The sequence below is a fragment of the Lysobacter hankyongensis genome (genome assembly GCF_039543145.1).
Lineage (GTDB): Bacteria > Pseudomonadota > Gammaproteobacteria > Xanthomonadales > Xanthomonadaceae > Lysobacter_I > Lysobacter_I hankyongensis.
Genome location: NZ_BAABJE010000001.1, coordinates 68,915 through 94,306, shown reverse-complemented (window position 1 = coordinate 94,306; position 25,392 = coordinate 68,915). Strand labels below are relative to the sequence as shown.

The window sequence follows — 25,392 nt, the reverse complement described above, 5'->3', positions numbered from 1 at the left end:
GCCATGCTCGATCACACGCCCGACTCCCGGACCGATTTCAACGCCTTTCCGAATGCCGAGGGGCACTTCGACCGCTTCGGCGGCCGTTTCGTCGCCGAGACCCTGATCGGCCCGCTGCAGGAACTGGCCGCGGCCTACGATGCCGCCCGCGTCGATCCGGCGTTCATCGCCGAATTCGATCGCGATCTGAAGCATTACGTCGGCCGCCCGAGTCCGATCTATCACGCCGAGCGGTTGAGCGCCCATGTTGGCGGCGCGCGCATCCTGCTCAAGCGCGAAGACCTGAACCATACCGGCGCGCACAAGATCAACAACACCATCGGTCAGGCGCTGCTCGCCAGCCGCATGGGCAAGCCGCGGATCATCGCCGAGACCGGCGCCGGCCAGCACGGCGTGGCCAGCGCCACGGTCGCCGCGCGGCTCGGGCTGGAATGCGTCGTGTACATGGGCGCGACCGACATCGAGCGCCAGAAGATCAACGTCTACCGGATGAAGCTGCTCGGCGCGAAGGTCGTGCCGGTCACCAGCGGTTCGGCCACGCTGAAGGATGCGTTGAACGAAGCGATGCGCGACTGGGTGACGAACGTGCACGACACGTTCTACATCATCGGCACCGTCGCCGGTCCCGACCCGTATCCGCGCATGGTCCGCGACTTCAACGCCGTCGTCGGCCGCGAAGCGCGCGCGCAGATGCTGGCCGATTACGGTCGTCTGCCGGACGTGATCACCGCCTGCGTCGGCGGCGGCAGCAACGCCATCGGCATTTTCCACGCCTTTCTCAACGATGCCGGCGTGCGCCTGGTCGGCGCCGAAGCGGCGGGCGAGGGCATCGCCAGCGGCCACCACGCGGCGTCGCTGGCCGCCGGCCGTCCGGGCGTGCTGCACGGCAACCGCACGTACGTGCTGTGCGACGACGACGGCCAGATCATCGAGACCCACTCGATTTCCGCGGGTCTCGATTACCCCGGCGTCGGCCCCGAGCACGCGTTCCTGAAGGATCGCGGCCGCGCCGATTATCTCGGCATCACCGACGCCGAGGCGATGGAGGCCTTCCATCTGCTCGCGCGCACCGAGGGCATCCTGCCGGCGCTGGAATCCGCGCACGCCGTCGCCCAGGCGATGAAGCTGGCGCGCGAACTGCCGAAGGATGGCCTGGTGCTGTGCAATCTGTCCGGCCGTGGCGACAAGGACGTGCATACCGTCGCCGCGCGCGAAGGCATCGTGTTTTGAGTGATTCCATGGGATGCATTTCGGCGCACCGATGAATCCGGATCTCATACCAAACGCGGTGCGCCAGGGCGCACCCTATTCGAAGAACGCATGAACCGCATCGACACCCGTTTCGCGCAACTGAAATCCGCCGGCCGCAAGGCGCTGGTGCCCTTCGTCACCGCCGGCGATCCTTCGCGGGAGGCCACCGTGCCGGTGATGCGCGCGCTGGTCGCCGCCGGTGCCGACGTGATCGAACTCGGCGTCCCGTTCTCCGATCCGATGGCCGATGGCCCGACCATCCAGCGCAGCTCGGAGCGCGCGTTGGCCCGCGGCGCCGGACTGACCTTCGTGCTGCAGGCCGTGCGCGAGTTCCGGGCGGACGACGCCGAGACGCCGGTCGTGCTGATGGGGTATCTCAACCCGGTCGAGATCCGCGGTTATGCGCGCTTCGCCGAAGAAGCGGCGGCGGCCGGCGTCGACGGTCTGCTGCTGGTCGACCTGCCGCCGGAAGAGGCCGACGACCTGCGCATCGCGATGCGGGCGCATGGGCTGTCGCTGATCCTGCTGGCATCGCCGACCACTCCGGACGCGCGCCTCGACCGTCTGTGCGCCGATGCCGAGGGCTATCTCTATTACGTCAGCTATGCCGGGGTCACCGGTGCCGATCGGCTCGATACCGGCGACGCCAGCGGGCATCTGGCCACGATCCGCGCCCGTGCCGGGGTGCCGGTGGTGGCCGGTTTCGGGATCAAGGACGCCGCCAGTGCGGCCGCGATGGCGCGCTCGGCCGAGGGCGTGGTGGTCGGCAGCGCCCTGGTCGCGGCATTGGCCGAGGCGGCGGACACCGGCGACGCCGCGGCCCGGGCCTCGGCCTTCCTGGCCCCGCTGCGGGCGGCGCTGGACGCGGGATGAGCCCGTCCCGGGGCGGGCCGGCATACGCCACTGGACGGCCCTCGCCATGGAGTCTTGCTAGACTCGTACTTGCGGCCATCCGGCCGAACGACGACGAAGACACCCGAACGCATGTCCTGGCTGAAAAAACTGATGCCCGTTCGCATCCGCACGGAAAGCGGAGCCGCCCGTAAACGCAGCGTTCCCGAAGGTCTGTGGGAGAAGTGCGACGGGTGTGGTGGGGTGTTGTACCGGCAGGAGCTGGAGGACAACCTCGAGGTCTGTCCGAAATGCGCGTTCCACAGGCCGATCCGCGCCCGCGCCCGTCTCCGCGCCTTTCTCGACGAGGGCACCGGCATCGAAATCGCGCCGGAGCTGGGGCCGACCGACGTCCTGAAGTTCAAGGACCAGAAGAAATACTCCGATCGCATCAAGGCCGCGCAGAAGTCCACCGGCGAGCGCGACGCACTGGTCGTCCTGGAAGGCGCGCTGCGCACCCGTCCGATCGTCGCCGGTGCCTTCGATTTCGCCTTCATGGGCGGTTCGATGGGTTCGGTGGTGGGCGAGCGCTTCGCCCGCGGCGTCGAGCGCGCGCGCGATCTCGGCGCGCCCTTCGTGTGCTTCTCCGCCAGCGGCGGTGCGCGCATGCACGAGAGCCTGTTCTCGCTGATGCAGATGGCCAAGACCTCCGCGGCGCTGGGGCGCCTGCGCGCCGCCGGTCTGCCGTACATCTCGGTGATGACCCATCCGACCACCGGTGGCGTGTCCGCCTCCTTCGCGATGCTCGGCGACATCAACATGGCCGAGCCCGGCGCGCTGATCGGTTTCGCGGGTCCGCGCGTGATCGAGCAGACTGTGCGCGAAACGCTTCCGGAAGGCTTCCAGCGCCCCGAGTTCCTGCTCGAACATGGCGTGATCGACCAGATCTGCGACCGCCGCGAACTGCGCGAACGCATCGCGCATCTGGTCGCGCTGCTGATGCGCCAGCCGCAGCCGGAAGACGATGCCGTGGTGGAAAGCTGAAACAGCCCGACGCGCGTTGCCTGATCTTCCCGGGCCAAGCCCGGGTCGCCGGAACCCGATTCCGCGCGGGTACGCCGCGCGGAATCCTTTCACGCATCCTTTCGCGGAGATCCGCGGTTGCGGACGAACGCCGGGCTTTTCCCGTGCCCGCGCCATGGGATCCCTTCCGCGACGAACGAGCCCGCCGATGTGCAGGAAGACCGTGTTGATCGCGAGCGCGGTGGCTTCGGTGATTCCGCATTCTCGTTCGAGCGGCTCGCGCGACGATGCGCGAACCGTCGTTCCGCGCATTGCGACTGCATTCGATACATGAGGTCGGATGTTTCCGCCTGTGGCCAGTGACATGAGTTTTTTCCGTTATGGCGATGCAGCGGACCCGGCCGCGAAATGTGTGAAATGGTTTTTACAGAAGGCCCCCGACGGCCCGGCACGAGGAAACAGAAAAGAATGACACGCAGATATTTCGGTACCGACGGCATCCGGGGGCGCGTGGGCGAAGGCCCGATTTCCGCGGACTTCGTGCTGCGTCTGGGCAACGCCTACGGCCATGCGCTGCACGCGGCGGGCGGGCATCCGGATCCGGCGCGCGGCGGGCAGTGGCGCAAGCCGCTGGTGGTGATCGGCAAGGACACCCGGATCTCGAACTACATGTTCGAAGCCGCGCTGGAAGCCGGACTGGTCGCGGCCGGCGTCGACGTGCAGTTGATGGGGCCGATGCCGACACCGGCGGTCTCTCACCTCACGCGTTCGCTCGGCGCCGACGGCGGGATCGTCATCAGCGCGTCGCACAACCCGCATTACGACAACGGCATCAAGTTCTTCTCGGCCGAAGGCGAGAAGCTCGACGACGCCACCGAGCTGGCGATCGAGGCCGCGCTGGACCAACCTTTCAGCACGGTGCCCTCGGATCAGCTGGGCAAGGCGGTGCGCACGCGCGACGCCATCGGTCGATACGTGGAAGCCTGCAAGGGATCGGTCGCGCGCCGCTTCGATCTCGGCGGCATGCGCATCGTGGTCGACTGCGCGCACGGCGCGACCTATCAGATCGGCCCGCTGGTGCTGCGCGAGTTGGGTGCCCGGGTCGAGGCCATCGGCGTCGATCCGAACGGCGTCAACATCAACGACGGCGTCGGCTCCACCCATCCCGAAGCCCTGGTGGCCCGCGTCCGCGAGACCGGCGCCGACCTCGGCATCGCCTTCGACGGCGACGGCGATCGGGTGATGTTCGTCGACAGCGATGGCCAGGTGCGCGACGGCGACGATCTGCTCTACGTCCTCGCCACCGACTGGCAGCTCGATGGCCGTCTGCGCGGCCCGGTGGTCGGCACGCTGATGACCAATTACGGACTGGAGCGCGCCTTCGCCGAGCGCGGCATCGAATTCCTGCGGACCAGGGTCGGCGACCGCTACGTGCATCAGGCGCTGCTGGAGCACGGCGGTACGCTCGGCGGCGAGACCTCGGGGCATCTGCTGTGCCTGGATCGGGTGAGTTCCGGCGACGGCATCATCAGTGCCCTGCAGGTGCTGGAAGTGCTGCGTCGACGCGGTTTGCGCCTGCAGCAGGTGCTGGCCGGGTTCGCCAAGGTGCCGCAGAAGACAATCAACGTGAAGGTCGCCGCCGGCAGTCGTCCGGCCGAAGCGGACAGCGTGAAGGCTGCGTTGGCCGAGGCGCAGGCGGCGGTGCAGGGCAGGGGCCGTGCGTTCCTGCGGCCCTCGGGGACCGAGCCCGTGGTGCGGGTGACCGTGGAAGCCGACGATGCGGCCCTGATGCAGACCACCCTCGACCGGCTCGCTGCGGCGGTCCGCGCCGCGGTCTGAGCGCGAATCGATTGATCGCGATCAAGACCTCAGCCAACGCCGCCTTCGAGAATATCGCAGAACGTCGACCGCGGTGCCCGCGGTCGGTGCCTCGGGCGCTGCCCGCAATCGGTGCCCTTCGGCGATAATCGCCGGGCCCACACTCGACCCATTCCAGACGACACGTTTCCAGGACGACAGACGACATGAGCACGCAGCCCAATATTCCGACCCTCGACATCCAGCGTTTCGACACGGATCGCGATGCCTTCGTCGCCGAACTCGGTGCGGCTTACCGCGAATGGGGATTCGCCGGCATTCGCGGTCACGGCATTTCCCAGGATCTGATCGACGGTGCGTACGACGCCTTCGTCCGTTTCTTCGCTCTGCCCGATGACGTGAAGAAGCGTTATCACATCCCCGGCGGCGGCGGCGCCCGCGGCTATACCCCGTTCGGGGTGGAGACCGCGAAGGACTCGAAGCATTTCGATCTCAAGGAGTTCTGGCACGTCGGCCGTGAAGTCCGCGATCCGAAATACGCCGATGTGATGCCTGCGAACGTGTGGCCGGAGGAAGTGCCCGAATTCCGCGAACGCGCGCTCGCGCTGTATGACGCGCTCGATGCGCTGGGCTCCCGCGTGCTGTCGGCGCTGGCGCTGCACATCGGCCTGCCCGAGCGCTATTTCGCGGACAAGACCGACAACGGCAACTCCATCCTGCGCCCGATCCACTATCCGCCGATCACCGCCGACGACATTCCGAACGTCCGCGCCGGCGCGCACGAAGACATCAACCTGATCACGCTGCTGGTCGGCGCCAGCGCCGCCGGTCTGGAAGTGAAATCGAAGCAGGGCGAATGGGTGCCGTTCACCTCCCACGCCGACACCATCGTGGTCAACATCGGCGACATGCTGCAGCGGCTCACCAATCATGTGTATCCGTCGACCACCCATCGCGTGGTCAACCCGCCGGGCGAGCAGGCACGGAAGCCGCGCTATTCCACGCCGTTCTTCCTGCACCCGAATCCCGATTTCCTGATCGACGTGCTGCCGGGCTGCGTGACCGCGGACAACCCGAGCCGTTACCCCGAGCCGATCACGGCCCAGGGCTATCTCGAGGAACGGCTGCGCGAAATCAAGCTCATCTGATCTTGGGCGATCTCTCCGGGCGATCTCTCCGGGTGATCTCATCCGGATGATCGCCCCGGGATTCGATCGCCATGTCCGAAGGCCGCCGTGAGGCGGCTTTCGTGCGTACGGGAGACGGATGAACCGGGATGTCCGTGAGCGTTCATCGCGCCATCCATCGATGCGGCCGGCATGATCGGGCCGGCACGATCGGGCGAACCATGCCACAGTGGGTCTCCCCCGCCGAGTCGCTCCCATGCACAAACCTGTCTATCGGACCCGCGACGCGGCGCCGGTGCGTTCCTTCGTCCTCGCGATCGCGGCGGTCAGTACGGTCGCGGTGCTCATTCCCTATGCCGCACGGATCGATCTGGGGCACGAACTGCCCGGCGCGCTCTACGGCATCGGCCTGTGGATCGTGGGTTTCGCGGCGATGATCGCGCGCTGGCGGTTGCGCCTCGGCATCTTCGCGGCCACCTTCGCGGCGGGCGCCGGCGTGCCCGCCGCGGTACTCGGCAAGCTGCTCTGGGACATCGCCGTCGATCCGACGTCGCACAATCTATGGCCTTTCGAACTCGGGATCGCGGTCGCCGTCGGCGCGGTCGCGGCCCTGTCGGGCGCGCTGGTCGGCTGGGTCATGTCCGTGCTGGCGCCGCCAGGGAAAGCCTGATCGTCGGGTCGTCCCGGGCCCCGGAGTTCAGTCCGCGTCGCGGAACTCCTTGCTGCGGCTGGCCACCAGCGCCCGCGCCAGCCCGTCGGGAAGATATTTCGACAGGACGGCGATGAAACGGTTGGCGCCGCCGGTGATGCATCGCGTCCGGCCGCGTTCCACCGCGTCCAGACCGATGCGGGCGACCTGATCCGCGTCCAGCCACAGCAGCTTCGGCAGCTTCGAAACCCGTTCGCGCATGCCGTTGACGTCGTGGAATTCGGTGTAGGTGAAGCCCGGACACAGCGCGCAGACATGCACGCCGCGTTCCGCCACTTCCAGCGCCAGCGATTCCGAGAAACGGATCAGGAAACTCTTCGCCGCCCCGTACAGTGTGTGTCCCGCAGAAGCCGGCACCAGCCCGGCGAGCGAGGCCACGTTGACGATCCGGCCATGGCCCGCGGCCTCCATTGCCGGCAGGAAACGATGGGTCAGTTCGCAGACGGCGGCGACCATCACCTGCAGGAACTCGGCATGGGTGCGCCAGTCGGACGACAGGTAGCGGCCCGGCACGCCGTAGCCGGCATTGTTCACCAGGTGCGCCACGTGCAGCCCGCGTGCCACGATCTCCGCGTGCAGCGCCGCCGGCGCCCCCGGGTCGGCCAGATCGGCCGCCAGCACCACCACATCGACTTTCGTCCCGAGCTCGATCGCCAGCGATTCCAGCCGTTCGATCCGTCGCGCGGTCAGGATCAGCGGTACGCCGCGGTTGGCGTATTCGCGCGCGATCGCGGCACCGATGCCGCTGGAAGCGCCGGTCACCAGCGCATATCCCGATGTTTTCGGCGATGTCTCAGGCGATGTCTTCGGAGTCATTCCGTGCTCTCGTGTCCGGGGCCGCCAGCATACCCGCAGGCCGGCTTCGCCCGGTTCGGCCCGGCCCGTCATCGGCTATCCTGTTGCGGATTCGTCCTGGAGTGCGTCATGCGTCGCAAGATCGTCGCCGGTAACTGGAAACTGCACGGCACCCGTGCCTTCGCCACCGATCTGGTGGGCGCCATCGCCGCGGGCCTTGCGCCCGGCGGCCCCGATGTGGTGGTGCTCCCGCCGCTGCCGTACCTCGGCGAGCTGGTCGAGGCCTTCCACGGCCGCGGCATCGGTTTCGGCGCCCAGGACGTCAGCGCCAACGAGAAGGGCGCCTACACCGGAGAAGTCTCGGCCGGCATGCTGGTCGATATCGGCGCCCGCTACGGGCTGGTCGGCCATTCCGAGCGCCGCCAGTACCACGCCGAATCCGACGCGCTCGTCGCCCGCAAGTTCGTCGCGGCCAAGCACGCCGGCCTGGTGCCGATCCTGTGCGTGGGCGAGTCGCTGCACGAGCGCGAGGCCGGCCAGACCGAATACCGGATCGAAACCCAGCTCGCCGCGGTCTTCGAACATGCCGGCCCGCAGGCGTTCGCCGGGGCGGTGATCGCCTACGAACCGGTCTGGGCCATCGGCACCGGCAAGACCGCCACCCCCGCCCAGGCCCAGGCCGTGCACGCCTTCATTCGTGGCGAAGTCGCCGCGCGCGATGCTACAATCGCCGGCTCGCTGCCCCTCCTGTACGGGGGCAGTTGCAAGCCGGACAACGCGGCCGAGCTGTTCGCACAGCCGGACGTGGATGGCGGGTTGATCGGCGGCGCCTCGCTGGTGGCGGCCGATTTCCTTGCGATCGTCGCGGCCGCCCGGGCCTGATCGCCGCGATTTTCGCGCGATTCCTGTCGTCGGGACGGACGCTCCGGCGGACCTGACTTCCTTACGGGCGCCAACGATGCTGTTGATCCTCAATGTGATTTACGTGCTGGTCGCGATCGCCATGATCGCGCTGATCCTGATGCAACGCGGCGCCGGTGCGCAGGCGGGCTCCGGTTTCGGCGCGGGTGCGTCGGCCACGGTGTTCGGCTCCCGCGGGGCCTCCAACTTCCTGACCAAGTCGACGAAATGGCTCGCCATCGTCTTCTTCGGCATCAGCCTGTTCATGGCGTGGTACGCCACCCACGGCGGCAAGCCGAAGGCGGCTTCCGAGCAGGATCTCGGCGTGATGTCGCAGACCGCGACGCCGAAGAAGAACGAAGTGCCGAAGGCGCCGGTGGTGCCCACGGCGCCGGCCGCGCAGCCCATTCCGCAGGCTACGCCTCAGTCGGGTTCGCAGACGGCCCCGGCCGCCGCGCCGGCGGCACCCGCGGCGACCCCGGAAAAGCAGCCGGCGCCGCAGGGAGGCTGATCGGTTTCCGGACGCGGCCCGGCCGCGTCCGATGCGCAGGAACGCAGGATGATCGGCGTTCCTGCAAACGATGGACATCGGTATCGCCATTCCGATTTTCGTCGAATAAGGGTGCGACTTTTCTTCAGCATCCTTTACAATAGTTGGGCTTCGCGTCCACAACGGTGCGAAGCCGTGATATTGCCCAGGTGGCGGAATTGGTAGACGCACTACCTTGAGGTGGTAGCGACGTAAGTCGTGGGGGTTCGAGTCCCCCCTTGGGCACCAGATCACGGCAACGAGACAGCGGCACCGGATCCGTCGCACGCCAGCAGGCGAAAGCGACGACTCCGCATCATCCGCCTGCACCCGCGAGTCCCCGCATGTCGTATGCGGTCGCCTCCGGAAACGGGAACCGGAGGCGCGGCGACACGGGGACGCGTCTTCCGTCGACACAACCCAACGCCGAGAGAACACACGAGTGCTGGCCGAATATCTGCCGACCCTGCTGTTTCTGATCGTTGCCACCGGCATCGGTATCGCGCTGATCGTCATCGGCAATTTCCTCGGCCCGAAGCGGTTCGATCCTCAGAAACTTTCGCCCTACGAATGCGGGTTCAACGCATTCGAGGACGCGCGCATGCGTTTCGACGTGCGCTACTACCTGATCGCGATCCTGTTCATCGTCTTCGACCTGGAAATCGCCTTCGTCTATCCGTGGGCGCTGGTGTTCCGCGAACTCGGCGTGTTCGGCCTGATCGAAATGGGCATCTTCCTGGGCCTGTTGCTGATCGGTTTCATCTACGTGTGGAAGAAAGGGGCGCTGGAATGGGAGTGATCAATACCATCCAGAAGGTCGCGGATTTCGCGAACAATCCGATCCCGGAAGGCCGGGTCGACGACATCCTGCGGCCGGAGAGTCTGCTCTCCACCGAGGGCAACCCGCTGCTGGAGCAGGGCTTCGTCACCACCAGTTTCGACGTGCTGTGGAACTGGGCGCGCACCGGTTCGATGTGGCCCATGACCTTCGGTCTGGCCTGCTGCGCGGTGGAGATGATGCATGCCGGCGCCGCACGCCTCGACCTCGACCGCTACGGCGTGGTGTTCCGCCCGTCGCCGCGACAGTCGGACGTGATGATCGTCGCCGGCACCCTGGTCAACAAGATGGCGCCGGCGCTGCGCAAGGTCTACGACCAGATGCCCAACCCCAAGTGGGTGATCTCGATGGGCAGCTGCGCCAACGGCGGCGGTTACTACCACTATTCCTACGCGGTGGTCCGCGGCTGCGATCGCGTGGTGCCGGTGGACGTCTACGTCCCGGGTTGTCCGCCGAGCGCCGAGGCGCTGGTCTACGGCATCCTGCAATTGCAGAAGAAGATCCGTCGCGGCACCAACTTCGGCGACAACCCGCAGGGTGTGGTCTGACATGAGCGGCTCCGACATGGCATCCCCCGCAAACGCTTTCGCCGATCGCCTGCGCGCGCGCTTTCCCGCGGCCACCGTCGTCGTGAGCGAACCGCGCGGCGAAGTGGGTATCGAGTTTCCCGACGGCGACTGGCACGCCGGCTGCCTCGCGCTGCGGGATGAATTCGGTTTCGAATCGCTGGTCGACCTCTGCGGCGTCGATTACCTCGGCTACGGCAGCGACGAGTGGGACACCGACGTCTCCTCCGAAGGTTTCAGCCGCGGCGTCGAGGGTCGTGGCGTCGGCCGTTTCAAGTACGGCGAAACGACCAGCCGCGAGGCCGATGCGTTCGAAGACCAGGCGATCGCGTCGATCGCGCATCGCCGCTATGCCGCGGTCGCGCAACTGCTGTCGGTCCAGCACAATCGCCGCGTGCGCGTGAAGGCATTCGCGCAGAACGACGATCTACCGATCGTCGCGTCGCTGACCGGCATCTGGCCGATCGCCAACTGGTTCGAGCGCGAAGCGTTCGATCTGTTCGGCATCGTCTTCGAAGGCCATCCCGACCTGCGCCGGATCCTGACCGACTACGGTTTCGTCGGCCATCCGTTCCGCAAGGATTTCCCGCTGATCGGCAACGTCGAAGTCCGCTACGACGAAGAGAAGAAGCGCGTGATCTACGAACCCGTGACTTCGGTCGAACCGCGCGTGGGCGTGCCGCGCGTGATCCGCGACGATGCCCGTTTCGCGACGGCTTCGGCCGAGCAGATGGCGCGCAAGGCGGAGGCGTCCAAGTGAGCACCGTGCAGCCCGCCAGCGAAGCCTTCGCCAGCAATCCCGCCGAAGCCCGGCAGGAAATCCGCAACTACACGCTCAACTTCGGCCCGCAGCATCCGGCCGCGCACGGCGTGTTGCGCCTGATTCTCGAAATGGACGGCGAAATCGTCCAGCGCGCGGACCCGCACGTGGGCCTGCTGCATCGCGGTACCGAGAAACTGGCCGAATCCAAGCCGTTCAACCAGTCGATCGGTTACATGGACCGCCTCGACTACGTGTCGATGATGTGCAACGAGCACGCCTACGTGCGCGCGATCGAGACCCTGATGGGGATCGAGGCGCCGGAGCGCGCGCAGTGGATCCGCACGATGTTCGACGAGATCACGCGCATCCTGAACCACCTGATGTGGGTCGGTTCGAACGCGCTCGACCTCGGCGCGATGGCGGTGTTCCTGTACGCCTTCCGTGAGCGCGAAGAGCTGATGGACGTGTACGAGGCGGTCTCGGGTGCGCGCATGCACGCGACCTACTACCGTCCCGGCGGCGTCTACCGCGATCTTCCCGACCGCATGCCGCAGTACCGCGAATCGCCGTGGCGCAAGGGCGGCAAGCTCAAGCGCTTCAACGAATGGCGCGAAGGCTCGATGCTCGACTATCTCGAAGCGTTCGCCAACGATTTCCCGAGCCGCGTCGACGAGTACGAGACCCTGCTCACCGACAACCGCATCTGGAAACAGCGCACGGTCGGCATCGGTGTGATTCCGCCGGAACAGGCCTTGGCCTGGGGCATGACCGGCCCGATGATCCGCGGTTCCGGCATCGCCTGGGATCTGCGCAAGAAGCAGCCCTACGCGAAGTACGCTGAAGTCGATTTCGACATTCCCGTGGGCGTGCAGGGCGACTGCTACGACCGTTACCTGGTCCGCATCGCCGAGATGCGGCAGTCCACCCGCATCATCCAGCAGTGCGTGAAGTGGCTGAAGGCGAATCCCGGCCCGGTGATGATCGACAACTACAAGGTCGCGCCGCCCAGCCGCGAGTCCATGAAGGACGACATGGAAGCGCTGATCCACCACTTCAAGCTGTTCAGCGAAGGCTATTGCGTGCCGGCCGGCGAGACCTACAGCGCGGTCGAGGCGCCGAAGGGCGAGTTCGGCTGCTATCTGGTTTCCGACGGCGCGAACAAACCGTTCCGCGTGCATCTGCGCGCGCCGGGCTTCGCGCATCTGTCGTCGATGGACGCGATCGTCAAGGGCCACATGCTGGCCGACGTGGTCGCGATGATCGGCACCTACGACATCGTGTTCGGCGAAATCGATCGCTGAGGCGCAGACAAGAATGAAAGCGACTGGAAATTTCGAAGCCTGCCGCAACGTCGACCCGATGGTCGCGTTGAGCGACAAGACGCGGGCGCACATCGAGCACTGGCTGGCCAAGTTCCCGCCGGATCGCAAGCGTTCGGCGGTGCTGCAGGGCCTGCACGCCGCGCAGGAGCAGAACGGCGGCTGGCTGAGCGACGAACTGATCGCCGCGGTCGCGAAATATCTCGACCTGCCGCCGGTGTGGGCGTACGAAGTCGCGACCTTCTATTCGATGTTCGAGACCGAGCAGGTCGGCCGCAACAACGTCGCGTTCTGCACCAACATCAGCTGCTGGCTCAACGGCGCCGAGGATCTGGTGGCGCATGCCGAGAAGAAGCTGGGCTGCAAGCTCGGCGAATCCTCGGCCGACGGCCGCGTGTTCCTCAAGCGCGAGGAAGAATGCCTGGCCGCGTGCTGCGGCGCGCCGATGATGGTGATCAACGGTCATTACCACGAGCACCTCACCACCCAGAAGGTGGATGAACTGCTCGACGGTCTGAAGTGAGGCTGGACGACGAGATGGCACATCACGATTCCAATCCGCACGGCCACGCCACCGGTCCCGTCGGCCCCGCGCCGAAGGAACACCAGGTCGTTTACACCACGCTGCATTTCGACAAACCGTGGTCGTACGAAAACTACCTGAAAACCGGCGGTTACAGCGCCCTGCGCCGGATCCTCGAAGAGAAGATCCCGCCGGAACAGGTCATCGAGATGGTGAAGGGTTCCGGGCTGCGCGGCCGCGGCGGCGCGGGCTTCCCGACCGGCCTGAAGTGGAGCTTCATGCCCAAGGGCACCGGCATGCAGAAGTACATCCTCTGCAATTCCGACGAATCCGAGCCGGGCACCTGCAAGGATCGCGACATCCTGCGCTTCAATCCGCACGCCGTGATCGAAGGCATGGCCATCGCCTGCTACGCGACCGGTTCGACCGTCGCCTACAACTATCTGCGCGGCGAGTTCCACCATGAGCCGTTCGAGCATCTGGAAGAAGCCACCGCCGAAGCCTACAAGCACGGCTGGCTGGGCCGGAACGTGCTCGGCAGCGGCGTCGACATCGACATCCATAACGCGCTCGGCGCCGGCGCCTACATCTGCGGCGAAGAGACCGCGCTGATGGAATCGCTGGAAGGCAAGAAGGGCCAGCCGCGCTTCAAGCCGCCGTTCCCGGCGAATTTCGGCCTGTACGGCCGTCCGACCACGATCAACAACACCGAGACCTACGCCTCGGTGCCGGCGATCATCCGCAACGGCGCCGAGTGGTTCCTCAACCTCGGCAAGCCGAACAACGGCGGCCCGAAGATCTTCTCGGTCTCCGGTCACGTCGCCAGGCCGGGCAATTACGAGATTCGCCTCGGCACGCCGTTCTCCGAGCTGCTGGCGATGGCCGGCGGCCTGCGCGAGGGCCGCACGCTGAAGGCGGTGATTCCGGGCGGTTCGTCGATGCCGGTGCTGCCGGCGGAAACGATGATGGCCTGCACGATGGACTACGACTCGATCCAGAAGGCCGGTTCCGGCCTCGGCTCGGGCGCGGTGATCGTGATGGACGACACCGCCTGCATGGTGCGCGCCTGCCAGCGCATCGCGCGTTTCTACTTCAAGGAAAGCTGCGGCCAGTGCACCCCGTGCCGCGAAGGCACCGGCTGGATGTACCGCATGCTCACCCGCATCGTCGAGAAGCAGGCCACGCTCGACGATCTGAACATGCTCCGCGCCGCCGCCGGCCAGATCGAAGGTCACACCATCTGCGCCTTCGGCGAAGCCGCGGCGTGGCCGGTGCAGGGCTTCCTGCGGCATTTCTGGAACGAATTCGAATACGCGATCGTGAACAAGCGCTTCCTGGTCGACGACCAGCGCGCCGGCACGGTCGTCGAGAAGGTGGCCGCATGAGCGCCGAAACCGTGACCACTCCCGCCGCACCGGTCGTGCCCGAGGGCCATGTCGCCATCGAGATCGACGGACAGGCGCTGTTCGCGCCGAAGGGCTCGATGATCATCCATGCCGCCGACAAGGCCGGCATTCCGATCCCGCGCTTCTGCTATCACGAGAAGCTGCCGATCGCCGCGAACTGCCGCATGTGCCTGGTCGACGCCGAAATGGGCGGCCGTCCGATGCCCAAGCCGCAGCCGGCCTGCGCCACGCCGGTCGCCGATGGCATGAAGGTCTTCACGCGCAACGACAAGGCGCTCAAGGCGCAGCGCAACGTGATGGAGTTCCTGCTGATCAACCATCCGCTCGACTGTCCGATCTGCGATCAGGGCGGCGAGTGCGAACTGCAGGATCTGTCGCTGGGTTACGGGCGCTCGGTCAGCCGTTTCGCCGAACGCAAGCGCGTCGTCGCCGACGAAGACATGGGGCCGCTGGTCGCCACCGAGATGACCCGTTGCATCCAGTGCACGCGCTGCGTGCGCTTCACCGCGGACGTCGCCGGCACCTACGAACTGGGCGGCATGCAGCGCGGCGAGAATCTGCAGATCGGCACCTACGACGGCAAGCCGCTGACCACCGAACTGTCCGGCAACGTCATCGATGTCTGCCCGGTCGGCGCGCTGACCAACAAGGTCTTCCGCTTCCGCGCTCGCCCGTGGGAACTGGTCGCCCGCGAATCGCTGGGCTATCACGATGCCCTCGGCAGCAATCTGTTCCTGCACGTGCGCCGCGGCGACGTGCTGCGCACGGTGCCGCGCGACAACGAAGCGGTCAACGAGTGCTGGCTGTCCGATCGCGACCGCTATGCGCATCAGGGCCTGTACGCCGAAGATCGCGCAACGAAGCCCCTCATCAAGGATGGCGACGACTTCCGCGAGGCGTCCTGGGAAGAAGCCATCGCCAAGGCTGCCGAAATCCTGGGTGCGCACCGCGGCGACGATCTCGGCCTGCTCGTGCATCCCGCGACCTCGAACGAGGAGGGCGCGCTGCTGGCCCGTCTCGCCGGCGCGCTCGGCACCGGGCATCTCGATCACCGCATCGCCCAGCACGATCTCTCCGACGGCGCGGCCGCCGAAGCGTTCGGCATCGCGGTCGCCGAGATCGAGACCGCCGACGCCATCGTGCTCGTCGGTTCGAATCTGCGCCATGAAGTCCCGCTGCTGCATCAGCGCCTGCACAAGGCGGCGAAGCGCGGCGCGAAGATCCATGTCGTCAATCCGGTCGATTTCGATTTCACCTTCAAGGCCGCGTCGACGCTGATCGTGCAGCCCTCGCTGCTGGCCACCATGATCGGTGAAGTCGCGCTCGGCCAGGCTTCGCGCACGGTCGTGATCCTTGGTGCGGTCGCCGAGAATTCGATCCACGCCGCCGCGATCCGCAAGGCCGCCGCCGCGTTCGCCGCCGCCAACAACGCCGCGCTGTGCCGCATCCCGCAGGGCGCGAACGCGCTGGGCCTGTCGCGCATGGGCGTGCTGCCGACCGGTCGCGACGCGCAGGCGATGCTCGCCGCGCCGCGCAAGGCGTATGCGATCTACGGCATCGAGCCCGGTCTCGATTTCGCGGACCAGGCGCGCGCGCTCAAGGCGCTCGGCGATGCGAAGGTCGTGGCCTTCAGCCAGTTCGCCTGCCGCTCGACCCGCGCCGTCGCCGACGTGATCCTGCCGATCGGCGCGCTGCCCGAAATCGACGCCACCCTGACCAATCTCGAAGGTCGCGACCAGCGTGCGATCGCCGGCGGCAAGCTGCCGGGCGAGGCGCGTCCGGGCTGGCGCGTGCTGCGCGCGCTCGGTGCGGCGCTGTCCGCCGATGGTTTCGACTTCACCGATCTCGCGGGTCTGCGCGCCGGTCTCGCGCCGCGCGCTGTCGCGGTCGCCGCGTCGCCGGTGCAGGTCGCGACGGGCGAGGGGCTTGAGCTGGCGATCTCGCAGGCGATCTATCGCGTCGACGGCGTCACCCGCCGCGCCGCTGCGCTGCAGTCGCATCCGCTCAACGCCGGCCCGCGTCTGGCGCTGCATCCGGACGATGCCGCCGCCGCATCGCTCGCCGATGGCGCGATGGCCAAGGTCGACAACGGCCTCGGCACCGCCACGCTGCAGGTCGCGATCGACGGTCGCGTCGCCCGCGGTGCGGCCTGGGTCGAATCCGGTTACGGTCCCACCGCCGCGCTCGGCGCCGGCCGCGTGCGCGTGACGGGGGTGCAGTAATGGAGATGTTGTTCGACGGTTTCCGCGATTGGCTGCTCGCCTACGGCACCGCCGGCGCGCTGGCGTGGATCGTGCTGAAGATCTTGGCCATCGCCGTGCCGGTGATCGTCAGCGTGGCCTTCTACGTGGTGTGGGAACGCAAGCTGATCGGCTGGATGCACGTGCGCCACGGGCCGATGTATGTGGGTTGGGGCATCCTGCAGGCCTTCGCCGACGTGTTCAAACTGCTGTTCAAGGAAGTCATCCAGCCGTCCAGCGCGCAGAAATCGCTGTTCATCCTGGCGCCGATGATCGCGCTGGTTCCGGCCTTCGCCGCGTGGGCGGTGGTGCCGTTCGACGCCCGCCTGGTGCTGTCGAACGCCAACGCCGGCCTGCTGTATCTGCTGGCGATGACCTCGCTCGGCGTCTACGGCATCATCCTCGCCGGCTGGGCTTCGAACTCGAAGTACGCCTTCCTCGGCGCGATGCGCGCGGCCTCGCAGGTCGTGTCCTACGAAATCGCGATGGGCTTCGCCCTGGTCGGCGTGCTGATGGCGTCGGGCAGCCTCAACATCACCGATATTGTGACTGCGCAGTCCGGTGACGCCGGGTTCTTCGAATGGTTCTGGCTGCCGCTGCTGCCGCTGTTCGTCGTGTATTTCGTGTCCGGCGTGGCCGAGACCAACCGCGCGCCGTTCGACGTGGTCGAGGGCGAATCGGAAATCGTCGCCGGCCACATGGTCGAGTATTCGGGCTCGCAGTTCTCGCTGTTCTTCCTGGCCGAATACGCCAACATGATCCTGGTGAGTTTCCTCACCGCGCTGTTCTTCCTCGGCGGCTGGCTCAGCCCGCTGCAGGGCTGGATCACCGCCGACGTGTCGCCGTGGGTCGACTGGATCTGGAAGGGCGGCTGGCCGTGGCTGCTGATGAAGGTGTTCCTGTTCGCCAGCCTGTTCATCTGGTTCCGCGCGTCGTTCCCGCGCTATCGCTACGACCAGATCATGCGTCTTGGCTGGAAGGTCTTCATTCCGATCACCATCGCGTGGATGTTCGCCACCGCGCTGCTGGTGTATTTCGGCGCGTTCGAGGCGGGGCAGTGATGGGCAAGATCGTTTCCTACCTGAAGAGCCTGTTGCTGCTGGAGCTGTTCCAGGGCATGGCGCTGACGTTCAAATATCTCTTCCGTCCGAAGTACACGCTGATGTACCCGATGGAGAAGACGCCGCAGTCGCCGCGCTTCCGCGGCCTGCACGCGCTGCGCCGCTATCCCAACGGCGAAGAGCGCTGCATCGCCTGCAAGCTGTGCGAAGCGGTGTGCCCGGCGCTGGCCATCACCATCGATTCCGAACAGCGCGCCGACGGCACCCGCCGCACCACGCGCTACGACATCGATCTGTTCAAGTGCATCTTCTGCGGATTCTGCGAGGAATCCTGCCCGGTCGACTCGATCGTGGAGACCCATCTCCACGAGTACCACTTCGAGAAGCGGGGCGAGAACGTCGTCACCAAGCCGCAACTGCTGGCCATCGGTGACCGCCTCGAGAAGGAAATCGCCGAACGTCGCGCCGCCGACGCGGCCTATCGATAAACGTTGAGGACAGCCGTGGACTTCGCCACTCTCGCATTCCTGGTCTTCGCCGCGATCGCCGTGATCTCGGCGGGCGGCGTGATCACCGTGCGCAACCCGGTGCACGCCGCGCTGTGCCTCGTGCTCACGTTCTTCACCGTCGCCTGCACCTGGATCCTCGCCGGCGCCGAGTTCCTGGGCGTGGCCCTGATCCTCGTCTACGTCGGCGCGGTGATGGTGCTGTTTCTGTTCGTGGTGATGATGCTCGACATCGACGTCGCCCCGTTGCGCGAAGGTTTCGTCCGTTACCTGCCGCTGGGCCTGCTGGTCGCGGTGGTCATGCTGGTCGAAATGCTGACCCTGATCGGCGTGAAGGCCGAACTCGCGACCGCGTTCGGCGAAGATCCCGCCGCCGCGCAGGGCCTGTCCAACACCGAATGGATCGCGCGCGCGCTGTTCACCGAATTCATGCTGCCGTTCGAGGTCGCCGCGGTGATCCTCACCATCGCCGTGGTTGCGGCGGTGATGCTGACCCTGCGCCGCCGTTCCGGCGTGAAGCAGCAGGATCCGGCCGCGCAGTCCCGCGTCCGCGCCCAGGACCGCATCCGCATGATCAGCATGCCCGCGGAGGGCCGCGCGCCCGCCGCCGGCGATGCCGCCGAGGAGGTCAAATCGTGATCGGTCCGCTCGCCCTCGGGCATTACCTGGCGCTCGGCGCCGCGCTGTTCTGCATCAGCCTGGCCGGCATCTTCCTGAACCGGAAGAACGTGATCATCCTGCTGATGTCGATCGAGCTGATGCTGCTCAGCGTCAACATCAACTTCGTCGCGTTCTCGCGCCATCTCGGCGATGCGTCGGGCCAGATCTTCGTGTTCTTCATCCTGACTGTGGCTGCCGCCGAGGCCGCCATCGGCCTGGCGATCCTGGTCACCCTGTTCCGCAACCGGCGCACGATCAACGTGACCGAAATCGACTCCTTGAAGGGCTGATCCGCAGGCATGGAACACGTCATCACCAAGCCCATCCTCCTTGCCGTGGTGCTCGCGCCGCTGCTCGGCGCGATCCTGGCCGGCCTGTTCGGCCGCCGCATCGGTCGCGCCGGCGCGCACAGCGTCACCATCCTCGGCGTTGCCGTCAGCTGCGCGCTGTCGATGTACACCCTGTGGCAGTTGCTGCAGGGCGCGACCCCGTTCAACGAGAACGTCTACACCTTCTTCCAGGTCGCCGGTTACGACGCCCATGTCGGTTTCATGATCGACAAGCTGACCGCGATGATGATGGTGGTCGTCACCTTCGTCTCGCTGCTGGTGCACGTCTACACCATCGGTTACATGGCCGAAGATCCCGGCTACCAGCGCTTCTTCAGCTACATCAGCCTGTTCACGTTCTCGATGCTGATGCTGGTGATGAGCAACAACTTCATGCAGCTGTTCTTCGGCTGGGAAGCGGTGGGCCTGGTCTCCTACCTGCTGATCGGTTTCTGGTTCAAGCGTCCCAGCGCGATCTTCGCGAACCTCAAGGCCTTCCTGGTCAACCGCGTCGGCGACTTCGGCTTCCTGCTCGGCATCGCCGGCGTGCTGATGTACTTCGACACGCTGGACTACGCCACGGTGTTCGCCAACGCGTCCAACACCCTGGGCGGCGCGACGATCGCGGTCTTCGAGGGCCACGAGTGGTCGGTCGCGACCATGATCTGCATCTGCCTGTTCATCGGCGCGATGGGCAAGTCGGCGCAGGTGCCGCTGCACGTGTGGCTGCCCGATTCGATGGAAGGCCCGACCCCGATCTCGGCGCTGATCCACGCGGCGACGATGGTCACCGCGGGCATCTTCATGGTCGCGCGCATGTCGCCGCTGTTCGAACTGTCGGAAACCGCGCTGAACTTCGTGCTGTTCATCGGCGCGACCACCGCGTTCTTCACCGGCCTGATCGGCATCGTCCAGAACGACATCAAGCGCGTGGTCGCGTACTCCACGCTGTCGCAGCTCGGCTACATGACCGTGGCCCTGGGCGTCTCGGCGTATTCCGCCGCGGTCTACCACCTGATGACCCACGCCTTCTTCAAGGCGCTGCTGTTCCTCGCCGCGGGTTCGGTGATCATCGGCATGCACCACGAGCAGGACATGCGGAAGATGGGTGGCCTGCGCAAGTACATGCCGATCACCTTCTGGACCAGCCTCATCGGTACCCTGGCGCTGGTCGGCACGCCGTTCCTCAGCGGCTTCTACTCGAAGGACAGCATCATCGAGGCCGCCGCCCACCATGCCCACGAATCGCACGGCTGGATCGCGACCTACGGTTACTGGGCGGTGCTGCTGGGTGCGTTCGTGACCTCGTTCTACAGCTTCCGCCTGCTGTATCTCACGTACTTCGGCGAAGAGCGTTTCCGCCATGCGCACGATGGCCACGCCCATCACGATGCGCATGAGGGGCATGCGCACGAGGATGGCCATCACGCCGACGACCACCACGGCGATGCGCATGGCGACGACCATGGACATCACGGCCCGCACGAGCCGCACGAATCGCCGTGGGTGGTCACGCTGCCGCTGATCCTGCTGGCCATCCCGTCGATCGCCATCGGCTTCATGACCGTCGGCCCGATGCTCTTCGGCACCGACATGCTCGGCCACGAGAAGCAGTTGCCGTTCTTCCTCGGCGCGATCGACGTGCTGAAGGAAAACGATGTCATGGCGGCGCTGGCCGAAGAGTTCCACGGCCCGGTCGCGTTCGCGCTGCACGGCTTCATGGCGCCCGCGTTCTGGCTCGCGTTCGGCGGCTTCGCGCTGGCGACGCTGATGTACCTCGTGAAGCCGGAGCTGCCGGCCAGGGCCGCTGCGTTCCCGCCGTTCGCGCTGATCGCGCGCGTGCTCAACAACAAGTACGGCATGGACGACCTCTGGATCGGCGGCTTCGCCAGAGGCGGCGTGCTGCTCGGCAAGGTCTCGCGCAAGCACGACGAGAAGGTCATCGACGGGTTGTTCGTGAACGGCAGCGCCCGGATCGTCGACCTGGTCGCCGGCCTGCTGCGCAGGACCCAGTCCGGCTATCTCTACCATTACGCCTTCGCGATGATCCTCGGCCTGATCGCTCTGCTGGCCGTGCTGATCAAGTTCTGGCGCTAACCGACACGAACCGACGGATACCGAATCGCGATGCAACACTGGCCCCTTCTCAGCATCCTGGTCTGGCTGCCCATCGTCGGCGGTGCGCTGGCGCTGATGCTCGGCAACCACCGCGCGCAGGCCGCGCGCTGGCTCGCGCTCACGGTGGCGGTCGCCACCTTCGCGCTCAGCCTTCCCCTGCTCACCGGCTTCGACTACTTCACCTCCGGGATGCAGTTCGTCGAACAGCGCGAGTGGATCCCCGCCTACGACATCCAGTACCACCTCGGCGCGGACGGCATCTCGGTGGCGCTGATCGTGCTGACCACGCTGACCACCGCCCTGGTCCTCATCGGTGCCTGGGGCTCGATCGACAAGCGCGTGAACCAGTACGTCGCCGCGTTCCTGTTCCTCGAAGGGCTGATGATCGGCGTGTTCGCCGCCGTCGACGCCATGCTGTTCTACGTGTTCTTCGAGGGCATGCTGATTCCGATGTTCATCATCATCGGCGTCTGGGGCGGTCCGCGTCGCGTCTACGCGTCGGTGAAGTTCTTCCTCTACACCTTCCTCGGCTCGGTGTTCATGCTGGTCGGGCTGATCTACCTGTACCTCAAGGCCGGCAGCTGGCAGTTGCCGGACCTCTACGCGGTGCCCTTGAACGCCAGCGAACAGATGTGGCTGTTCTTCGCCTTCCTGGTCGCGTTCGCGGTCAAGGTGCCGATGTTCCCGGTGCACACCTGGCTGCCGGACGCCCACGTCGAGGCGCCGACCGGCGGTTCCGTGATCCTGGCCGCGATTATGCTGAAGATCGGCGGTTACGGCTTCCTGCGCTTCAACCTGCCGATCGTGCCCGACGCCAGCCACGAGTTCGGCATGCTGGTCATCGTCCTCAGCCTGATCGCGGTGGTCTACATCGGCCTCGTCGCGCTGGTGCAGGAGGACATGAAGAAGCTGATCGCGTATTCGTCGATCTCGCACATGGGTTTCGTCACCCTCGGCACGTTCATCGCCTTCATGCTGGTGCGCGACCAGGGCGAACCCGATGCCGCGCGCCTCGGCCTGCAGGGCGCGATGGTGCAGATGGTCTCGCACGGTTTCATCTCCGGCGCGATGTTCTCCTGCGTCGGCGTGCTTTACGACCGCATGCACAGCCGCATGATCAAGGATTACGGCGGCGTGGCCAACGTCATGCCGTGGTTCGCGATGTTCTTCGTGCTGTTCGGCATGGCCAACTCGGGCCTGCCGGGTACCTCGGGCTTCGTCGGCGAATTCATGGTGATCCTGGCCGCGTTCCGCGCCCACCCGATGCTGGCCTTCTTCGCCGCCATCACCCTGATCATCGGCGCCGCCTACACGCTCTGGCTGGTCAAGCGCGTGCTGTTCGGCGAGATCGGCAACGCGCACGTGGCCGAGCTCGAGGACATCAATCCGCGCGAATGGATCGTGTTGTCGGTGTTCGCCGCCGGCACGCTGTTCATCGGCGTGTATCCGAAGTTCCTGACCGACCTGATGGAACCGGCCATCGCCCAACTCGCCAGCCAACTGGCGATCAGCAAGCTCTGAGAACGACACAGGCCCCAGGAACATCATGATCCAGACCAACGTCACCGCCGCCGACCTGTTGCCGCTCCTGCCGGAGCTGGTGCTCGTGGGCGCCGCGTTCGCGCTGCTGCTGCTCGACCTGTTCATCTCCGAGCGCCAGCGCGGCATCGTCCACGCGCTCGCCATCGCCAGCCTGATCGCGGTCGCCGGTCTGCTCGCGCTGGACGTGGGCGGGCAGGGCGCTTCGCTCAACGGCAGTTATCTGAACGGCATGTTCGTCCGCGACGACATGGCCGACGTGCTGAAGTGGGTGGTCTGCATCGTCAGCGCCGCCGCGCTGGTCTACGCCTGGTCCTTCCTCCGCGAACGCGGCCTGTACAAGGGCGAGATCGCGGTGCTGATGCTGTTCTCGGTCGCCGGCATGATGCTGCTGATCTCGGCCGGCAATCTGGTGATGGTCTATCTCGGCCTCGAACTGCTGGCGCTGTGTTCCTACGCGCTGGTGGCGATCGACCGCGACAGCCCGCTGGCTTCGGAAGCGGCCATGAAGTACTTCGTGCTCGGTTCGCTGGCCTCCGGCATGCTGCTGTTCGGCATGTCGCTGGTCTACGGTGCGACCGGCAGCCTCGACCTCGCCGCGATTCATGGCGCCGCCACGTCGACGCCGCTGCTGCTCACCGGCATGGCGTTCCTGGTCGCGGGCATCGCCTTCAAGTTCGGCGCCGCACCGTTCCACATGTGGCTGCCGGACGTCTATCACGGCGCGCCGACCCCGATCACCCTGTTCATCGGCGCCGCGCCCAAGCTGGCCGCGTTCGCGATGGCCTACCGTCTGCTCGAAGCCGGCGTCGGCCCGCTCGACGAACAGTGGCGGACGTTGTTGTCCGGCATCGCCGCGCTGTCGCTGGTGGTCGGCAACCTGATCGCGCTCGCGCAGAGCAACCTCAAGCGCATGCTCGCCTACTCCACGGTCTCGCACGTCGGCTTCCTGCTGATGGGCATGGCCGGCGGCGGCGCGGTCGGCTACGCCGCGTCGATGTTCTACGCGATCAGCTATGCGGTGATGTCGGCCGCGGCCTTCGGCGCGATCGTGGTGCTGTCGCGCCGCGGCTTCGAAGCCGATCGGATCAACGACTACAAGGGCCTGAACGCGCGCAGCCCGTGGATGGCCGGGCTGGTGCTGTGCGTGATGGCATCGCTCGCCGGCGTGCCGCCGTTCCTCGGCTTCTGGTCCAAGCTCGCCGTGCTGCGCGCGGCCTGGGAAGGCGGCCAGATCTGGCTGACGATCGTGGGCATCGTGTTCGCGGTGATCGGCGCGTTCTACTATCTGCGCGTGATCCGTGCGATGTATTTCGACGAACCCGAATCCACCGCCGGCCGCGAGCCGATGGGGCAGCGCGAAGACCTGCCGCTGCGCGTGGTGTTCGCGGTGAACGCGCTGGCGCTGCTGGTGCTGGGTCTCGCCTGGAACCCGATCATGGCCTGGTGCCAGCAGGCGTTCGCCTGATTCGTTCGTGCGGAGCCGCGCGGTGGGCTCCGCAGGATCTGCAGGATTGATCTGCGGGATTGATCGGCGGGACCTGCAAGATTCGATTCGTTGTCGATTCCGGCTTGCAATTCCGAAGCCGAATCACCATAATTCCGCTTCTGATGCGGGGTGGAGCAGTCTGGCAGCTCGTCGGGCTCATAACCCGAAGGTCGCAGGTTCAAATCCTGCCCCCGCTACCACGATTGTCTGCATTCGCGATACGGCCCCAAGGCCGCCGCGAATGAGATGACGGGGCATGTCGAAGCGATTGCTTCCGCTTCGACGCCGAAATCCAGCGGTATCGGACAAGGGGCCCCCGAGGGCCCCTTTTCCTTTTTGCCGGAACGTTTCTTCGCTGGAGCGTTCTTCGCCGGAATGATCGTCGAGTCCACCATGACGGACAAAGCCACCGACATCGCGAATCTGCTCTCGCCGACCGTGCGGGCCCTCGGCCTGGAACTGCTCGGCATCGAGTATCTGCCCTCGCCGGGCGGCGCGTTGTTGCGGTTGTACATCGATGTGACCGCCGAGGATGCGGCCGCGGAGCCGCCGCGGATGGTCGGCATCGAGGACTGCGAATCGGTCAGCCGCGAAGTATCCGCGCTGCTCGACGTCGAAGACCCGATCAGCGGCCATTACACGCTGGAAGTCTCGTCGCCGGGCGTGGACCGTCCGCTGTTCTCGCCGGAGCAGTTCGCGCGTTTCCTCGGCGAGCAGGTCAAGATCGTCCTGCAGTTGCCGCAGGACGGTCGACGCAGGCTGCAGGGTCGGATCGCGGCGGTCGAGGGCGACCGCATCGGCCTCGACGTCGATGCGAAATCGGAAGCGCAGCGGGTCGAGGTCGCGTTCGACAACATCGAAAAGGCAAGGTTGGTTCCGGACTGGGCGGCGCTGGGCTTCGCGCCGGAGAAGCCCGGAAAGAAGCCGGGCGGCAACGCGACGAAAAAACCCGGCGCCAGGCCTGCGGGCAAGCGACCGGCGAAACACTGACACCGGGCCACGGGCCCACCCGACACGCGGCATCCGCTTGCCGGTCACACACGAACATTCGA

At 66.4% G+C, this 25,392-nt stretch carries 24 protein-coding genes and 2 tRNA genes; 25 read left to right on the top strand and 1 reads right to left on the bottom strand.

The features are described 5' to 3' along the window. The first annotated feature begins 3 nt into the window (after positions 1 to 3). From trpB to ABD974_RS00395, 6 genes are all read left to right on the top strand, one after another. A complete protein-coding gene (trpB, locus tag ABD974_RS00420; protein ID WP_345301298.1) occupies positions 4 to 1,230 on the top strand; it encodes a tryptophan synthase subunit beta in 1,227 nt (408 codons plus the stop codon). A 90-nt stretch (positions 1,231 to 1,320) separates the two neighbouring features. Next, positions 1,321 to 2,124 carry a tryptophan synthase subunit alpha gene (gene trpA / locus ABD974_RS00415; protein ID WP_345301297.1) on the top strand — a complete coding sequence of 268 codons (804 nt, stop codon included), beginning with the start codon at positions 1,321 to 1,323 and terminating at the stop codon, positions 2,122 to 2,124. Between the two features lie 111 nt (positions 2,125 to 2,235). Then, on the top strand, positions 2,236 to 3,126 hold the full coding sequence (gene accD / locus ABD974_RS00410) for an acetyl-CoA carboxylase, carboxyltransferase subunit beta (RefSeq protein WP_345301296.1): 891 nt from the start codon (positions 2,236 to 2,238) through the stop codon (positions 3,124 to 3,126). A 447-nt stretch (positions 3,127 to 3,573) separates the two neighbouring features. Next, positions 3,574 to 4,944, top strand: coding sequence for a phosphoglucosamine mutase (glmM, locus tag ABD974_RS00405; protein ID WP_345301295.1), 1,371 nt, complete (start codon positions 3,574 to 3,576; stop codon positions 4,942 to 4,944). A 185-nt stretch (positions 4,945 to 5,129) separates the two neighbouring features. Continuing rightward, positions 5,130 to 6,071, top strand: a complete 942-nt coding sequence (locus ABD974_RS00400) for an isopenicillin N synthase family dioxygenase (RefSeq protein ID WP_345301294.1) — start codon at positions 5,130 to 5,132, stop codon at positions 6,069 to 6,071. 235 nt (positions 6,072 to 6,306) lie between these two features. Then, positions 6,307 to 6,720, top strand: coding sequence for a hypothetical protein (locus ABD974_RS00395; RefSeq protein ID WP_345301293.1), 414 nt, complete (start codon positions 6,307 to 6,309; stop codon positions 6,718 to 6,720). 27 nt (positions 6,721 to 6,747) lie between these two features. Here ABD974_RS00395 and ABD974_RS00390 read toward each other — a convergent pair whose 3' ends face one another. Continuing rightward, positions 6,748 to 7,575, bottom strand: a complete 828-nt coding sequence (locus ABD974_RS00390) for an SDR family NAD(P)-dependent oxidoreductase (RefSeq protein ID WP_345301292.1) — start codon at positions 7,573 to 7,575, stop codon at positions 6,748 to 6,750. 108 nt (positions 7,576 to 7,683) lie between these two features. Here ABD974_RS00390 and tpiA point away from each other — a divergent pair, with 108 nt between their 5' ends. The 19 genes from tpiA (at position 7,684) to rimP (ending at position 25,330) form a co-directional block, all read left to right on the top strand. Beyond that, positions 7,684 to 8,436 (top strand): triose-phosphate isomerase, encoded by a 753-nt coding sequence (gene tpiA, locus ABD974_RS00385; RefSeq protein WP_345301291.1) that lies wholly within the window; start codon positions 7,684 to 7,686, stop codon positions 8,434 to 8,436. 76 nt (positions 8,437 to 8,512) lie between these two features. After that, the gene (gene secG, locus ABD974_RS00380) at positions 8,513 to 8,965 is read left to right on the top strand and encodes a preprotein translocase subunit SecG (RefSeq protein WP_345301290.1); all 453 of its coding nucleotides are present in this window, start codon (positions 8,513 to 8,515) and stop codon (positions 8,963 to 8,965) included. Between the two features lie 182 nt (positions 8,966 to 9,147). Next, a tRNA-Leu gene (locus ABD974_RS00375) sits at positions 9,148 to 9,232 on the top strand. Between the two features lie 193 nt (positions 9,233 to 9,425). After that, on the top strand, positions 9,426 to 9,782 hold the full coding sequence (locus tag ABD974_RS00370) for an NADH-quinone oxidoreductase subunit A (RefSeq protein WP_345301289.1): 357 nt from the start codon (positions 9,426 to 9,428) through the stop codon (positions 9,780 to 9,782). Continuing rightward, positions 9,773 to 10,369, top strand: a complete 597-nt coding sequence (locus tag ABD974_RS00365) for a NuoB/complex I 20 kDa subunit family protein (protein WP_345301288.1) — start codon at positions 9,773 to 9,775, stop codon at positions 10,367 to 10,369. Before ABD974_RS00370 ends, ABD974_RS00365 begins: the two co-directional genes overlap by 10 nt. A 16-nt stretch (positions 10,370 to 10,385) precedes the next feature. Continuing rightward, positions 10,386 to 11,147, top strand: a complete 762-nt coding sequence (locus ABD974_RS00360) for an NADH-quinone oxidoreductase subunit C (protein WP_345301287.1) — start codon at positions 10,386 to 10,388, stop codon at positions 11,145 to 11,147. Next, the gene (locus tag ABD974_RS00355; RefSeq protein ID WP_345301286.1) at positions 11,144 to 12,451 is read left to right on the top strand and encodes an NADH-quinone oxidoreductase subunit D; all 1,308 of its coding nucleotides are present in this window, start codon (positions 11,144 to 11,146) and stop codon (positions 12,449 to 12,451) included. The genes ABD974_RS00360 and ABD974_RS00355 overlap by 4 nt, the downstream gene beginning before the upstream one ends. 13 nt (positions 12,452 to 12,464) lie before the next feature. Continuing rightward, positions 12,465 to 12,992 carry an NADH-quinone oxidoreductase subunit NuoE gene (gene nuoE, locus ABD974_RS00350; RefSeq protein ID WP_345301285.1) on the top strand — a complete coding sequence of 176 codons (528 nt, stop codon included), beginning with the start codon at positions 12,465 to 12,467 and terminating at the stop codon, positions 12,990 to 12,992. A gap of 14 nt (positions 12,993 to 13,006) precedes the next feature. Further along, positions 13,007 to 14,377 (top strand): NADH-quinone oxidoreductase subunit NuoF, encoded by a 1,371-nt coding sequence (gene nuoF, locus ABD974_RS00345; protein WP_345301284.1) that lies wholly within the window; start codon positions 13,007 to 13,009, stop codon positions 14,375 to 14,377. Continuing rightward, entirely contained in the window at positions 14,374 to 16,620 is a 2,247-nt protein-coding gene (nuoG, locus tag ABD974_RS00340) for an NADH-quinone oxidoreductase subunit NuoG (protein WP_345301283.1), read from the top strand. Before nuoF ends, nuoG begins: the two co-directional genes overlap by 4 nt. 5 nt (positions 16,621 to 16,625) lie before the next feature. After that, a complete protein-coding gene (nuoH, locus tag ABD974_RS00335) occupies positions 16,626 to 17,699 on the top strand; it encodes an NADH-quinone oxidoreductase subunit NuoH (protein WP_345301925.1) in 1,074 nt (357 codons plus the stop codon). Then, positions 17,699 to 18,187, top strand: coding sequence for an NADH-quinone oxidoreductase subunit NuoI (gene nuoI, locus ABD974_RS00330; RefSeq protein WP_345301282.1), 489 nt, complete (start codon positions 17,699 to 17,701; stop codon positions 18,185 to 18,187). Before nuoH ends, nuoI begins: the two co-directional genes overlap by 1 nt. A 15-nt stretch (positions 18,188 to 18,202) precedes the next feature. Next, positions 18,203 to 18,844, top strand: coding sequence for an NADH-quinone oxidoreductase subunit J (locus ABD974_RS00325; protein ID WP_345301281.1), 642 nt, complete (start codon positions 18,203 to 18,205; stop codon positions 18,842 to 18,844). Then, complete coding sequence (gene nuoK, locus ABD974_RS00320; RefSeq protein ID WP_345301924.1) at positions 18,844 to 19,155, top strand: NADH-quinone oxidoreductase subunit NuoK; 312 nt, start codon at positions 18,844 to 18,846, stop codon at positions 19,153 to 19,155. Before ABD974_RS00325 ends, nuoK begins: the two co-directional genes overlap by 1 nt. Before the next feature lie 9 nt (positions 19,156 to 19,164). Continuing rightward, entirely contained in the window at positions 19,165 to 21,291 is a 2,127-nt protein-coding gene (gene nuoL / locus ABD974_RS00315) for an NADH-quinone oxidoreductase subunit L (RefSeq protein WP_345301280.1), read from the top strand. A gap of 30 nt (positions 21,292 to 21,321) precedes the next feature. After that, on the top strand, positions 21,322 to 22,833 hold the full coding sequence (locus tag ABD974_RS00310) for an NADH-quinone oxidoreductase subunit M (protein ID WP_345301279.1): 1,512 nt from the start codon (positions 21,322 to 21,324) through the stop codon (positions 22,831 to 22,833). A gap of 25 nt (positions 22,834 to 22,858) precedes the next feature. Continuing rightward, positions 22,859 to 24,319, top strand: a complete 1,461-nt coding sequence (gene nuoN / locus ABD974_RS00305; RefSeq protein ID WP_345301278.1) for an NADH-quinone oxidoreductase subunit NuoN — start codon at positions 22,859 to 22,861, stop codon at positions 24,317 to 24,319. Positions 24,320 to 24,463: 144 nt separating this feature from the next. Then, a tRNA-Met gene (locus ABD974_RS00300) sits at positions 24,464 to 24,540 on the top strand. 193 nt (positions 24,541 to 24,733) lie between these two features. Beyond that, positions 24,734 to 25,330 carry a ribosome maturation factor RimP gene (rimP, locus tag ABD974_RS00295; RefSeq protein ID WP_345301277.1) on the top strand — a complete coding sequence of 199 codons (597 nt, stop codon included), beginning with the start codon at positions 24,734 to 24,736 and terminating at the stop codon, positions 25,328 to 25,330. The last annotated feature ends 62 nt before the right edge of the window (positions 25,331 to 25,392 follow it).

Coding starts and splice junctions, on each gene's coding strand:
- tpiA (WP_345301291.1), top strand. CDS start 7,684: ATGCGTCGCAAGATCGTCGCCGGTAACTGGAAACTGCACGGCACCCGT.
- accD (WP_345301296.1), top strand. CDS start 2,236: ATGTCCTGGCTGAAAAAACTGATGCCCGTTCGCATCCGCACGGAAAGC.
- ABD974_RS00400 (WP_345301294.1), top strand. CDS start 5,130: ATGAGCACGCAGCCCAATATTCCGACCCTCGACATCCAGCGTTTCGAC.
- ABD974_RS00395 (WP_345301293.1), top strand. CDS start 6,307: ATGCACAAACCTGTCTATCGGACCCGCGACGCGGCGCCGGTGCGTTCC.
- ABD974_RS00390 (WP_345301292.1), bottom strand. CDS start 7,575: ATGACTCCGAAGACATCGCCTGAGACATCGCCGAAAACATCGGGATAT.
- glmM (WP_345301295.1), top strand. CDS start 3,574: ATGACACGCAGATATTTCGGTACCGACGGCATCCGGGGGCGCGTGGGC.
- rimP (WP_345301277.1), top strand. CDS start 24,734: ATGACGGACAAAGCCACCGACATCGCGAATCTGCTCTCGCCGACCGTG.
- trpB (WP_345301298.1), top strand. CDS start 4: ATGCTCGATCACACGCCCGACTCCCGGACCGATTTCAACGCCTTTCCG.
- nuoG (WP_345301283.1), top strand. CDS start 14,374: ATGAGCGCCGAAACCGTGACCACTCCCGCCGCACCGGTCGTGCCCGAG.
- ABD974_RS00365 (WP_345301288.1), top strand. CDS start 9,773: ATGGGAGTGATCAATACCATCCAGAAGGTCGCGGATTTCGCGAACAAT.
- secG (WP_345301290.1), top strand. CDS start 8,513: ATGCTGTTGATCCTCAATGTGATTTACGTGCTGGTCGCGATCGCCATG.
- nuoE (WP_345301285.1), top strand. CDS start 12,465: ATGAAAGCGACTGGAAATTTCGAAGCCTGCCGCAACGTCGACCCGATG.
- nuoL (WP_345301280.1), top strand. CDS start 19,165: ATGGAACACGTCATCACCAAGCCCATCCTCCTTGCCGTGGTGCTCGCG.
- ABD974_RS00310 (WP_345301279.1), top strand. CDS start 21,322: ATGCAACACTGGCCCCTTCTCAGCATCCTGGTCTGGCTGCCCATCGTC.
- nuoI (WP_345301282.1), top strand. CDS start 17,699: ATGGGCAAGATCGTTTCCTACCTGAAGAGCCTGTTGCTGCTGGAGCTG.
- nuoF (WP_345301284.1), top strand. CDS start 13,007: ATGGCACATCACGATTCCAATCCGCACGGCCACGCCACCGGTCCCGTC.
- nuoN (WP_345301278.1), top strand. CDS start 22,859: ATGATCCAGACCAACGTCACCGCCGCCGACCTGTTGCCGCTCCTGCCG.
- nuoH (WP_345301925.1), top strand. CDS start 16,626: ATGTTGTTCGACGGTTTCCGCGATTGGCTGCTCGCCTACGGCACCGCC.
- ABD974_RS00360 (WP_345301287.1), top strand. CDS start 10,386: ATGGCATCCCCCGCAAACGCTTTCGCCGATCGCCTGCGCGCGCGCTTT.
- trpA (WP_345301297.1), top strand. CDS start 1,321: ATGAACCGCATCGACACCCGTTTCGCGCAACTGAAATCCGCCGGCCGC.